This window comes from Luteibacter sp., from assembly GCF_036500425.1.
Lineage (GTDB): Bacteria > Pseudomonadota > Gammaproteobacteria > Xanthomonadales > Rhodanobacteraceae > Luteibacter.
Genome location: NZ_DASYCB010000017.1, coordinates 48469 through 60543, shown reverse-complemented (window position 1 = coordinate 60543; position 12075 = coordinate 48469). Strand labels below are relative to the sequence as shown.

Genomic DNA, 12075 nt, shown 5'->3' with positions numbered 1-12075 from the left:
TTATGGATTTGTTTAGCTTGTGCGGGTTTTGGCCTTGGAGGTTGCGTCTTCGCCGCTTTGTAGGTCATCGCGCGCAAGCGCGCTCCTACAAGGGGTGCGCAGGTCTTGGGTAGGAGCGCGCTTGCGCGCGACCCATACCTGCAGACAAAAAAAACGCCGCTTAGGAAGCGGCGTCTTCGAGGGCCAGGTTTACGCGTTCGCGTAATTCCTTGCCCGGCTTGAAATGAGGCACGTGCTTGCCCGGCAGGGCTACCGCCTCGCCGGTCTTGGGGTTGCGCCCCATGCGCGGCGGACGGAAATGCAGCGCGAAGCTGCCGAAGCCGCGGATCTCGATGCGCTCGCCCGTTGAAAGGGCATGGCTCATCTGTTCGAGCACGCTCTTGACGGCAAGTTCCACATCGCTGAACGCAAGGTGGGTCTGGCGCCGCGCCAGCGCCTCGATCAGTTCCGACTTGGTCATGGGTCCCCTGATTCTTCGATAAAGCCGACGCAAACAACAGGTTACAACAAAAACGAGGGGCGGGTGACCGCCCCTCGCTCCGACGTTAGTCGGCCTTGTTCATCTGCTCCTTGAGGAGCGCGCCGAGCTTGGTCGTGCCACCGGCAGCGGACTGGTAATCGGCCATGGTATCGGCCAGATCTTCCTCGTCCTTCGCGCGGATCGACAGCTGCAGCTGGCGGCCCTTGCGATCCATGCCCGTGAACTTCGCTTCGACAGCGTCGCCCACCTTCAGGTGCAGCGTGGCATCTTCCACGCGTTCCTTGGCGATGTCGTTGGCACGGATGTAGCCCTCGACACCTTCGCCCAGATCGATCAGGGCACCCTTGGCGTCCACTTCCCGGACCGTACCGGTCAGGATCGTGCCGCGCGGGTTCGTGGCCATGAACTGGCCGAACGGATCCTGCTCCATCTGCTTGATGCCAAGCGAGATGCGCTCACGCTCCGGATCAACCGCGAGCACCACGGCTTCCACTTCGTCGCCCTTCTTGAAGTTGCGGACGAGGTCTTCACCCGAGGCCTGCCACGAGATGTCGGACAGGTGGACGAGACCATCGATACCGCCATCCAGGCCGATGAAGATGCCGAAGTCGGTGATCGACTTGATCTGGCCGGAAACCTTGTCGCCCTTCTTGTGCATGGCGGCGAAAGCTTCCCACGGGTTCGAGCGGGTCTGCTTGATACCCAGCGAGATGCGGCGACGCTCCTCATCCACGTCGAGGACCATGACTTCCGTCTCGTCACCGACCTGAACCACCTTGGCCGGGTTGACGTTCTTGTTGGTCCAATCCATTTCGGAGACGTGCACCAGGCCTTCGACGCCCGGCTCGATCTCGACGAAGCAACCGTAATCGGTCACGTTCGAAACCTTGCCGAACAGGCGGCTGCCGACCGGGTAACGGCGGGCGATCGCAACCCACGGATCGTCGCCGAGCTGCTTCAGGCCAAGCGAAACGCGGTTGCGCTCGCGGTCGTACTTCAGCACGCGGACGTCGAGCTCGTCGCCGACGTTGACGACTTCCGACGGGTGACGGACGCGCTTCCACGCCATGTCGGTGATGTGCAGCAGACCATCGATGCCGCCGAGGTCCACGAATGCGCCGTAATCGGTGAGGTTCTTGACCACACCCTTGACGACCGCACCCTCGGTGAGGCGCTCGAGCAGCTTCTCGCGCTCTTCGGAGAACTCGGTCTCGACGACGGCGCGGCGGCTGACGACCACGTTGTTACGCTTGCGGTCGAGCTTGATGATCTTGAACTCGAGGTCCTTGCCCTCGAGGTAGACGGGGTCACGGACCGGACGCACGTCGACCAGGGAACCCGGCAGGAATGCGCGGACATCCTTGATGTCGACCGTGAAGCCGCCCTTGACCTTGCCGGAGATCTTGCCGGTGATGGTCTCTTCCTTGTCGAACGCCTGCTCGAGGTCGTCCCACACCATCGAACGCTTGGCCTTCTCGCGGGAGAGCTTGGTCTCGCCGAAGCCGTCTTCGAGCGCGTCGAGCGCGACCTTGACTTCGTCACCAACCTCTACTTCGAGAGCGCCGTTCTCGTCCTTAAACTGCTCGATAGGAACAATGCCTTCGCTCTTCAGGCCAGCGTTGATCACCACCACGTCGTTGCGGATTTCCACAACGATACCGGTGACGATGGAGCCGGGCTTCAGCTTCGAAATAGCCTGCTGGCTTTGTTCAAACAGTTCGGCAAAACTTTCAGTCATGTTGATTCCAGGGTTATGAAAGGCCGTACCTGGCGCAGGCGTACATCAGTGACGCGAGCGGACAGGGGACCCACCGGTTGTGGGTGCTTACGGGAGGCTCACTTACATGGCGCCCCCGGGCACCGTTGCCAAGAACCCACGCGCACTGCGTGGGTGCTGTGCCGAATGCGCCCTTACGGACGCACCACGGCGAAAACTTTTGCGACCACCACTTCAATAGGCATGCCGGTCGTATCGATGACGACAGCGCCCTCGGCGGGCTTCAACGGGGCGACGGGCCGCGACGCATCTCTGGCATCACGAGCCTCGATTTCTCGTTGCAGGCCTGCAAGTGTAACGCTCAGACCCTTATCCTTCAACTGCTTATAGCGCCTTTTCGCGCGTTCGGCCGCGCTGGCGGTCAGGAAGACCTTAAAGGCGGCATCCGGGAAAATCACGGTACCCATGTCCCGGCCGTCGGCCACCAGGCCGGGAGCCTTGCGGAAAGCCAACTGCAGGTCGACCAGGGCCTGGCGGACCGCGGGGATCACGGCGATCGCCGAGGCGGCCGCTCCTGCCGTTTCCGTGCGTAGTTCGTCCGTGGCGTCGTGGCCGTTGACCAGCACATGGGTCTCACCGCCGTCGGGACTGGCCTGGAAGCGGATCTTGATGTGCTGGGCACAGCGGGTGACCGCCTCCTCGTCGGAGAGGTCGACCCCCTCGGCGCCGGCGGCGTAGCCGACGGCGCGGTACAGGGCACCCGAATCGAGCATGCGCCAGCCCAGCTTCTCGGCGACGAGGCGGCTGATGGTGCCCTTGCCGGAGCCCGAGGGGCCGTCGATGGTGAGGACGGGAACGGGCGTGGGGGCCATGGGATACCTCGGTCGCGAAACCGGCATGATACAGCGAGCGGCCGGCCGGCGATCCCGATGGACACTACCCGGCACGCATGCTACAAGCCCCGAACCTTCCAGCACCACACAAGCGCGCCCGCATGCCAGACGATCTCCAGAGCCAGTTCGAGCAGGCGTCGCTGGATATCACCCGGCTCGCGCGCCGACCGGACAACGATACCCTTCTGCGCATCTACGCCCTCTACAAACAGGGTGCGGAAGGCGACGTGCATGGGGAACGCCCCGGCTTCTTCGATTTCGTCGGCACGGCCAAGTACGAAGCCTGGGCCAAGCTCAGCGGCACCCCGCGCGAGCACGCCATGCGCGATTACATCCAACTGGTCCGCGACCTGGGCGGCTAACCCAGGCGCCTGTAGGAGCGCGCTTGCGCGCGATGGGCCTTGCCTCGAGCACCCATCGCGCGCAAGCGCGCCCCTACAGGGAAAGCCAAGCGGCTATGGGGAGGGTGTCGAAGAGCTCGGCGAGCGGAATGTTGCCGCCTTCGCGCTTGCCGGTGGCCAGCAGGCTGGTCCATTGGCCCGGGGGCAGTTCCAGCGACGTGCCTTCCCAGCGTTCGGCAGGGATCGCCGGGGCCGAGAGCCCCGCGAGCCAGGGGGCCAGATGCCGGCCCACGGCCACGACCAGGCGCTGACCGCGGTGTTCGCGAAGGAAAGCCAGCACCTTGCCGGCCGCCGGCCCAGCGACGTCGAGCGGCCGATAGCCCCCACGGGCGAACAGCTCCGGGTGGGCTTTGCGAGCGCACAGCAGGCGGACGATCACCGCCTGCTTCAATGACCCATCCCGCCAGGCGCACAACGCCTCCCGCGGAGAGGGTTCACGCTCCAGCGAGGCCGAACGCGCCAGGAAGTCCACCGGCCGACGGTTATCCGGATCCACCAGGCTGAAATCCCAGTACTCGGTCCCTTGATAAAGATCCGGCACACCGGGCGTCGTCAGGCGCAGTACGGTCTGGGCCAGGCCATTAGCCGCCCCGGGTGTGGCGAGGTATTCAGCGAAAGCGTGCAACTCCCCGGCCGCTTCGCCCGACAGCAGCGCTCTCAAAAAGTCCTCGCAAGCATCTTCGTAGGGCTCGTTCGGCGAGGTCCAGCGCGTCCAGCGCTTGGCCTCACGCAGCGCCTTACGCTGCCACGCGGCGATCCGGGTGGCGAAGCGTTCGAGTCCTTCTTCGTCATCCGGCGCCAGGCCGAGCGGCCACGCCCCGACCAGCATCTGGTAAAGCATTACCTCGTCGGAGGCCGAGGGCGCGATGCGTCCCTCGGCGCGCTGGCGGAGTTCGGTATGGCGGGTACGCCAGCGCTCCACGGTGATCACCCAGCGCTCGGCGACTTCTGAAAGGACAGCCAGGCGCGCACGCAGATCCTCACCACGCTTGTGGTCGTGCGTCGCCGTCGCCAGCAAGGTGTGCGGCAGGTTGGCATGCCGTTCCGCGCAGCGTGCGTGGAAATCCTCGGGTGTGATCGCCATACGCGCCGCATCCACGCCCACTTCGTTGCGCGAAAGCAGACGGCCATAGCGGTAGCCCGCCGTGTCTTCCACCGCCTTGGCCGCGACTGGCGACGTCGCTTGCTGGAACACGGCTATGGCCCGCTCACGTGCGCGGCGCACCGGTCCGGGTGGCAGCGCGCGGGGTGCTTCGCCGCCGAGCCAGCGCGCGATGAGATGCAGCAATGCTGCATCCTGGAGCCGTAGCGTACGCAGCGCACCTTCAACCGCCCGTGCGAACACTGCTTCATCGAACGCATCACGCCCTGCCCCGCCCGCGTAAGTGCGGTACACGGGGAAGTGCACGAGCAACTCGACCAGCACGCGGCGGATGGCTGCCTGCGAGACATCACGCGTGGCCACGTCGGCGCGCGCGGCGGCGAACAGGGCACGCGCCGTGCGCTCCAGTTCGGCCTCGAAACTATCCACGAGAATCTGCCGGCGGGCACGCACGGCTTGCGTGGCGAAGTCCGCGGCGTCGCCTGTGAGCCCTCGCCACAAGTCGGTCAGCGCGGCCTCGCCACGCTCGTCATGCAGCACCGCCGAAACCTGGTCCATGAACTCGTAACCCGTGGTGCCGTCGGTACGCCAGTCGAGCCGTAGCGACTCGTCTTCGGCAAGAATCTTTTCCACGACAAGATACGCGGCATCGCGCGGCGCACCCGCCAGGCGCTGGGTACGCAGGCGCTCCAGGCGGTGGCGCAACTGCCGGCAGTAGCGACGTGGATCCGCCAGGCCATCCACGTGGTCACAGCGCACGCCGTCGATGAGGCCTTCCGCGTACAGGCGGAAGATCGTGCGGTGGGTATCTTCGAACACGGCCGTGCGCTCGATGCGCAGGCCGGCCAGTTCGTTGATATCGAAGAAGCGGCGGTAGTTAACCATGTCGCTGGCAAGCTTCCAGAACGCCAGGCGGTAGTGCTGTTTCTCGATCACCGCGTGCAGGCGCGCCCTGCCCTCGGCACTGTCCGGGGCGTGCGTGCGTGCGGCGTCATCGGGAAGCGACGCGACGCTCTCAGGGGAAAGCGGTAGTACGTCGTCGTAGAGCCGTAACACCCATTCGTCATTGCGCTTGCCCAGACGCAGGTGGCCCTCACGCAGCACGACATCGTAGCCTTCGCCCAGGATCGGCAATAGCACGCGCCCCCGCACGAGTGGATCAGGGGCTAGCCAGTCGATATCGAAGTAACCCGCATAACGGCTTCCCCGGCCGCGACGCAGCACATCCATCCACCAGGCGTTCTCACTGCCCACACCCATGTGGTTGGGCACGATATCAACGATGAGCCCCATGCCGTGTCCGCGCAGCACGGCGACCAATCGGCGCAGGGCGGCCTCACCCCCCAGTTCAGGATTGACCTCGTGGCAGTCCACCACGTCATAGCCGTGGGTAGAGCCGTGTCGCGCGCGCAGGATCGGTGATGCGTAAAGGTGACTCACACCCAGCCGGGCGTAATAGCCGACCACATTGACCGCGTCGTCAAGGGTGAAGCCCGCATGGAACTGCAGGCGGCCCAGGGCACGCGGTGGGCTCACGTCCGGTTCCGGGTCTGGTCGATCGCCGCGCTTACCGCATGGGCGATGGGCCCGTCGAACAAGCGCGATGACGAATCCGGCATGCGCCGCCGCCAGTTCGGGTGCACCGCATCCGTCGGCCCGGGCAGGTTCGGTTGCTCGTGCAGGCCGAGGATGTCTTCCACCGGGAAGATCGCGATCGGCGATGGTGCCTGCGCGATGTGCTTCGCGGCGGCGACCACGACCGGGGAAATGTCATCCGGCGCGGGCGGTGATTCCGCGTTATACGCCGAGTTCGACGCGTACATCGCACGCCAGAGGCGGTGGCGGTCGACGTCGCGCTGCGCGACTTCGTCGATCGCTGGATCATTGAGGCCGGTACGTGCGCGCCAGTCGATATCGCGGCCGCTCCACCAGCCCGCGACGGTCGGGATATCGTGGGTGCTGGTGGTCGCCATGGCTTTGTCCGACCACTCCCTGGGCGCGATGAAGCCACCATCCGTGGCACGCTCGAACCAGAGCACACGGATCCCGAGCACGCCTTTCTCCCCGATCGCCTGGCGGAAATCGGCGGGTACGGTGCCCAGGTCTTCGCCGATGATCACGGCGCGGTGCAGGTGACTTTCCAGCGCGATCAGGCGCAACAGGTCCTGCATCGGATAGCGTACGTAGGCGCCTTCGGTCGCGCCTGCGCCATGCGGCACCATCCACAAGCGTTTCAACCCCAGGATGTGGTCGATGCGCACGCCACCGGCATAAGCCAGCGCGGCGCGCAGCATGCCGATAAAGCCGCGGAAGCCGGTCTCACGCAGACCGCGTGGCGAGAACGTCGTAAGACCCCAGTCCTGGCCGAGCCGGTTCAATGCATCGGGTGGCGCACCGACGGAGAGACCCTTCAACATTTCGGCCTGGTGGGCCCAGGCGTGGCTTCCGCCTGAGTCCGCGCCCACGGCCAGATCAGCGATCAGGCCGATCTTCATGCCGGCCGTGCGTGCGGCCTTCTGCGCATCGGCCAGACCCTGGGCGGCAAGCCATTGCAGCCACGCATGGAAACCCACCTCGCGCGAATGCTCGCGGGCGAACAAGGCCACCTCGGGGCTTGCCGGGTCGTGAAATGCCACGGGCCAGCCCTGCCAGCCACCGGGGCGACCGTGCGCGGTGAAATCGGCATGCAAGGCTTCAAAGCGTGCGTGACGCTCCAGCGCTTCGCCCTGCTCGCGACGAAACGCGGTGAAGCGCTCCCCGTGCGCGAAATCCACCGACGCCCATTCGTAAACCGAACGCAGGATGGTCATACGCGCGCGCGCGGCACGCGGCCAGTCGATCAGCTCAAGCCATTCCAGCTCAGCCAGTTCCTGGCGCAGGTTGTGCGTATCGATCACCGCGCGCACGGTCTGCTCGCCGCTGGTCTGCGCGGGATCGACGTAGAGGCCATTGAGGAACAGGCGGCTCGAGGGTGCGTAGGGGCTGTAGCGTTCCGGCGCGGCGGCGAACAGCGCGTGCACCGGACTGATCGCCAGGGCATCCGCGCCCTTCTCCGCCGCCGCGCGGGCGCAGATCGAAAGCGCGGTGAAATCACCGATGCCGCCATCGTTCGGGCGACGCAGGCCGGAGACCTGCACGGCCATGCCCCACGGGCGCCGTACGTCCTTGATATCGCCCACGCCGAAGGCCCGCGGCGGCGCCACTGCGATGATCACTTCCGCGTCGTCGAGGTACAACGTGTAATAGCCCGGCTCGGCCGGCGCCGGAATCCGTATCTCGCTCGACGGTAGCTCGCCCTCGCTGAGCAGCACATTGCCTTCGCCCAGTAACTTCCACACGCGGCCACGCGGCGCTGCTGGCACCTCGATCGGTGTACCGGCATCGGCGGTGATCATCCGCGGCAAGCTCGCACCGGAGCGCTCCTGTTCCACGCGTTGCAAGCTCGCTTCCACGTCGTCGGTGGTGTCGGCGGGCAGGCCCAGTGCGCGCAAGACGGCCCGCAGGGTATCGGCGGGCACCGACTGGGGACGATCCAGCGCATCGCGCCAGTGCACATCGATGCCCGCTTGTTCGGCCAGCTGTGCGAGACGATCGTCGAGGGGGGCGTTCACGGTCAGGACTCCAGGCAAGCGAGGGCGCGGCGCGCCGAAAGCAATCCACGCGAGAGGGAAGCGATGTCGGCGGCATCACCATGCAGCCACGCCGCCGCGGGGGAAGGCGGTCTCTCTATCGACGCATCGACATCGGCAAAGTTCACAAACAGCGAGAGCGTGCCGCCGCCGAGCGACCAGCTCGCCACGAAGGCCTTGTCACCGACGGCCTGGACGTTCTTGCTGGAAGCCGTTTCGATGTGCGGCGCCACATGCTTCGCACGCAGGCTGATCAAGCGCTGCACAAGCGACTTACGGGCCTGGCCCCGTACACTGTCCGCGGCCGGAACGGAGCGCACGAAGGTCTCAGCGTCATTGGGATCCGGTATGTCGGCACCGCCAAAATGGGTGAACGCCGCGAACTCCTTGCGGCGCCCTTCACGCACCGCCGTGCGCAGGGTTTCGTCAGGGAAGTCGGTGAAAAAGAGGAAGGGCGTCTGGCTGCCCCACTCCTCCCCCATGAACAGCATGGGCACGAACGGGGTGAGGAGCAGCACGACGAGCGCGGCCTCGACGATCTCAGGCGCCACCAGCGACGTGAGCCGCTCGCCGAAGGCCCGGTTACCGACCTGGTCGTGATTCTGCAGGAAGTTGACGAAACGCGATGGCGGAAGGTGCGCACTCGCCTCGCCACGGCGGCGACCGGCGAACTTCTCGCCCTGGAAGGCGAAGCCTTCCCGAAGACTACGCAGGAGCTTCTCCATGGGAGCGTCGTAGTGCGCGTAATAACCTTCGCTTTCGCCGGTCAGCAGCACGTGAAGCGCGTTGTGGAAATCGTCGTTCCACTGCGCAGCGAAGCGGCCATGACCCAGCAGGTTGGCCTGGTTGGCTTCGTTCTCCAGGACAAGGTGGACATGCCGACGGTTACCGATGGCCGCGTGCACCCGCGCTGCCAGGGCCAAAAGCCAGCCCGGGTTATCGATGGCGTGCACGGCATCGAAGCGCAGGCCATCGACCTGGTATTCCTCGATCCAGTAGAGCGCGTTGTGCACGAAGAAGTCGCCGACCTGCGGCGTGGCCACGCCGATGGCCGAACCCCAGGGCGTGTCCGCGCCTTCATCGAAGAATCCCGAGGCGTAGGCATGCAAGTAGTTACCTTCCGGGCCGAAGTGGTTGTAGACCACGTCGAGGAACACCATCAAGCCCAGGCCGTGCGCCGTATCGACCAGCGATTTCAACGCATCGGGCGTGCCGTAGGCGGCAGCCGGAGCGTACGGCAATACGCCGTCATAGCCCCAGTTGCGTGAGCCGGCGAACTCCGCGACCGGCATCAGCTCCACGGCGGTGACGCCTAGTGCCGCAAGCTGTGGCAACATGTTCTCCACGCCCGCGAAGCCGCCCAACGCACCCACGTGCAGTTCGTACAGCACGGTCTCGTGCCAGGGTCGGCCCGGCCAATCCGCATGTTTCCACGCATACGCGGTGGGATCCACGACCAGGCTATAGCCATGGACATCGCCCTCCACCTGCTGGCGCGAGGCCGGATCAGGGACGGCGAGGCCATCACCCAGCCGGAACCGATAGGCGCAATCGGCACCGCGCGGGCAGATACATTCGAACCAGCCGTCATCCAGCGCACGCATCGTGGCGACGTGGCCGTCCTGGCACTCCAGGGACACCGACTCCAGGTCCGGCGCCCACAGCCGGAAGCGCGTACTCCCGTCGCCCAGCGGCCGCGCGCCGTAGGGCATCGCGTGGGCGAACCGTCCGCTCATGCCGGCTCCACCCTCACCGTAGCGGCGAGCAGGACAACGCTACGTCCTTCCACCTCGATCATCGGTTCGGTCCAGGCGACCTCGGGTGCCGTGGGCGCGGCGCTATCACAGCACCGGCGCCACGCGACATTCGGCTGGGGGATGTGGAATACGTGCATCTCCGGCGTGGCATTGATCAATACCAGGGTCACGTCCGCACGCTTTTCCCCGTAAGCCTGGGCACGACGCAACGCGAGCAGGCGACCTTCGGTGTAGCCCCAGGTTTCCTGGGTCATCTCCGAGCCACTCTCGTCGAACCAGGCCACCTCGCGGATGCCCGGCAGCACATCGGTATCACCGCGCAGGAAATGCGCCGCGCGCAGCGTCGGGTGCTGTTCGCGCAGGCGGGTCAGCCGGCCGACGAAATCGGTGAGTTCCCGGCCCCGGTCCGATGTCGCCAGCTTCCAGTCATACCAGGAAATCTCGTTATCCTGGCAGTACGCGTTGTTGTTGCCATCCTGGGTGCGGCCGAATTCATCGCCGCCCAGCAGCATGGGCGTGCCGTGCGAAAAAAACAGCGTGGAAAGCATGGCGCGCTTGACCCGATCGCGCGCCTGGCGAATCGCCGGGTCTTCAGTAGGGCCCTCGACCCCGTAGTTGTAGCTCTCGTTATCGTTGCCGCCATCGTGGTTGTCTTCACCGTTGGCCAGGTTGTGCTTGTCGTTGTAGCTGACCAGGTCATCCAGCGTGAAACCATCGTGCGCGGTAAGGAAGTTGACCGATGCCCAGGGCTTGCGGCGCTGGTGATCGAACAGCTCGCCGGAGGCCTGCAGGCGCCCAGCCAGCGTGCCGCGCATGTTCGCATCACCTTTCCAGAACTTGCGCAGGTCGTCGCGGAACTTCCCGTTCCACTCGGCGAATCCTGGCGGGTGGTTGCCGAGCTGGTAGCCACCGGGCCCGATGTCCCAGGGCTCGGAGATGAGCTTCACATTCGCGAGTACCGGATCCTGGCGCATCGCATCGAACAGACCACAGTTGGGATCGAATCCGTTTTCCTCGCGCCCCAGGCTCACCCCCAGGTCGAAGCGGAACCCATCCACGTGGAACGTGTTCACCCAGTAACGCAGCGAATCCATCACCATCTGCAATACCCGTGGATGCGCGGTATTCACGGTGTTACCCGTACCGGTGTCGTTAATGCAATAGCGCGGGTTATCCGGCATGAGCCGGTAGTAGCTCTTGTTGTCAAGGCCGCGGAACGACATGGTCGTGCCCAGCTCGCTGCCCTCGCACGTGTGGTTGTAGACCACGTCGAGGATCACCTCGATACCCGCCGCATGCAGGGCCTGCACCGCCGCGCGGATCTCGTTGAGCGCGCCTTCGGCCAGATACGCGGGCTCGGGTGCGAAGAACGCGAGGGTGTTGTAGCCCCAGTAGTTCCTCAGCTTCATCTCGGTCAGGCGACGATCCTGCAGGAACGCGTGTACCGGCAGCAGCTCCACCGCGGTGACGCCGAGCTTGACCAGATAATCGATGACATACGGGTCGGCCAACGCGATGAAGGTGCCGCGCTCGTGCTGCCGGATACGCTTGAGGTTGCGGGTGAAACCTTTCAGGTGTGTCTCGTACACCACGGTCTCGTTCCACGGGGTGTGCGGCCGGTTGCCCTGGGTCCAGTGCATCGGCTCATCGACGACGACGGCCTTGGGCATCGCGACCGCGCTATCGCGGCGGTCGAAGGAAAGATCGGCACGCGGCGAGGACACGCGGTAACCGTGCAAGGCATCCGACCAGCGCACCTGGCCATGTAGAAGCCGGGCATACGGATCCAGCAACAGCTTGTTTGGGTTGAAGCGGTGGCCCTCCTCCGGAACATAGGGGCCGTGTGCCCTGAGCCCGTAAAGCGTGCCGCCTCGCACGCGTGGCAGGTACCCATGCCACACCTCGTCGGTACACTCGGGTAGATCGTAGCGGGCGATCTCGCGTTTGCCGGAGGGATCGAACAGACATAGCTCCATACGCTCCGCGTGCGCGGAGAACACGGCAAAGTTCGTTCCCATGCCATCGCAGTTCGCGCCTAGCGGATACGGCGATCCGGATTGCATACGTTCGGGTAGTGCGGGCATCGCATTCCTCG

Annotated in this window: 8 protein-coding genes; 1 reads left to right on the top strand and 7 read right to left on the bottom strand. The window is 65.3% G+C overall.

Annotation, left to right across the window (positions count from 1 at the left end):
• Nucleotides 1-160: 160 nt before the first annotated feature.
• The 3 genes from VGN46_RS03915 to cmk form a co-directional block, all read right to left on the bottom strand.
• Nucleotides 161-460 carry an integration host factor subunit beta gene (locus VGN46_RS03915; RefSeq protein WP_247335824.1) on the bottom strand — a complete coding sequence of 100 codons (300 nt, stop codon included), beginning with the start codon at nucleotides 458-460 and terminating at the stop codon, nucleotides 161-163.
• Nucleotides 461-545: 85 nt separating this feature from the next.
• The gene (gene rpsA, locus VGN46_RS03910) at nucleotides 546-2219 is read right to left on the bottom strand and encodes a 30S ribosomal protein S1 (RefSeq protein WP_331640844.1); all 1674 of its coding nucleotides are present in this window, start codon (nucleotides 2217-2219) and stop codon (nucleotides 546-548) included.
• Between the two features lie 173 nt (nucleotides 2220-2392).
• Nucleotides 2393-3070, bottom strand: coding sequence for a (d)CMP kinase (gene cmk / locus VGN46_RS03905; RefSeq protein WP_331640842.1), 678 nt, complete (start codon nucleotides 3068-3070; stop codon nucleotides 2393-2395).
• A 122-nt stretch (nucleotides 3071-3192) separates the two neighbouring features.
• Between cmk and VGN46_RS03900 the strand changes: the two genes are divergently transcribed.
• Nucleotides 3193-3453 carry an acyl-CoA-binding protein gene (locus VGN46_RS03900; protein WP_331640840.1) on the top strand — a complete coding sequence of 87 codons (261 nt, stop codon included), beginning with the start codon at nucleotides 3193-3195 and terminating at the stop codon, nucleotides 3451-3453.
• Between the two features lie 73 nt (nucleotides 3454-3526).
• On the opposite strand, the gene treY is transcribed toward VGN46_RS03900, so the two are convergent.
• The 4 genes from treY to glgX are packed head-to-tail and all read right to left on the bottom strand — an operon-like array spanning nucleotide 3527 to nucleotide 12064.
• Nucleotides 3527-6130 (bottom strand): malto-oligosyltrehalose synthase, encoded by a 2604-nt coding sequence (treY, locus tag VGN46_RS03895; RefSeq protein ID WP_331640837.1) that lies wholly within the window; start codon nucleotides 6128-6130, stop codon nucleotides 3527-3529.
• Nucleotides 6127-8205 carry a 4-alpha-glucanotransferase gene (gene malQ / locus VGN46_RS03890; protein ID WP_331640834.1) on the bottom strand — a complete coding sequence of 693 codons (2079 nt, stop codon included), beginning with the start codon at nucleotides 8203-8205 and terminating at the stop codon, nucleotides 6127-6129. Before malQ ends, treY begins: the two co-directional genes overlap by 4 nt.
• Before the next feature lie 2 nt (nucleotides 8206-8207).
• On the bottom strand, nucleotides 8208-9959 hold the full coding sequence (gene treZ, locus VGN46_RS03885) for a malto-oligosyltrehalose trehalohydrolase (protein WP_331640831.1): 1752 nt from the start codon (nucleotides 9957-9959) through the stop codon (nucleotides 8208-8210).
• The gene (gene glgX, locus VGN46_RS03880) at nucleotides 9956-12064 is read right to left on the bottom strand and encodes a glycogen debranching protein GlgX (protein WP_331640829.1); all 2109 of its coding nucleotides are present in this window, start codon (nucleotides 12062-12064) and stop codon (nucleotides 9956-9958) included. Before glgX ends, treZ begins: the two co-directional genes overlap by 4 nt.
• Between the last annotated feature and the right edge of the window lie 11 nt (nucleotides 12065-12075).

Coding starts and splice junctions, on each gene's coding strand:
- rpsA (WP_331640844.1), bottom strand. CDS start 2,219: ATGACTGAAAGTTTTGCCGAACTGTTTGAACAAAGCCAGCAGGCTATT.
- treZ (WP_331640831.1), bottom strand. CDS start 9,959: ATGAGCGGACGGTTCGCCCACGCGATGCCCTACGGCGCGCGGCCGCTG.
- VGN46_RS03915 (WP_247335824.1), bottom strand. CDS start 460: ATGACCAAGTCGGAACTGATCGAGGCGCTGGCGCGGCGCCAGACCCAC.
- glgX (WP_331640829.1), bottom strand. CDS start 12,064: ATGCCCGCACTACCCGAACGTATGCAATCCGGATCGCCGTATCCGCTA.
- cmk (WP_331640842.1), bottom strand. CDS start 3,070: ATGGCCCCCACGCCCGTTCCCGTCCTCACCATCGACGGCCCCTCGGGC.
- VGN46_RS03900 (WP_331640840.1), top strand. CDS start 3,193: ATGCCAGACGATCTCCAGAGCCAGTTCGAGCAGGCGTCGCTGGATATC.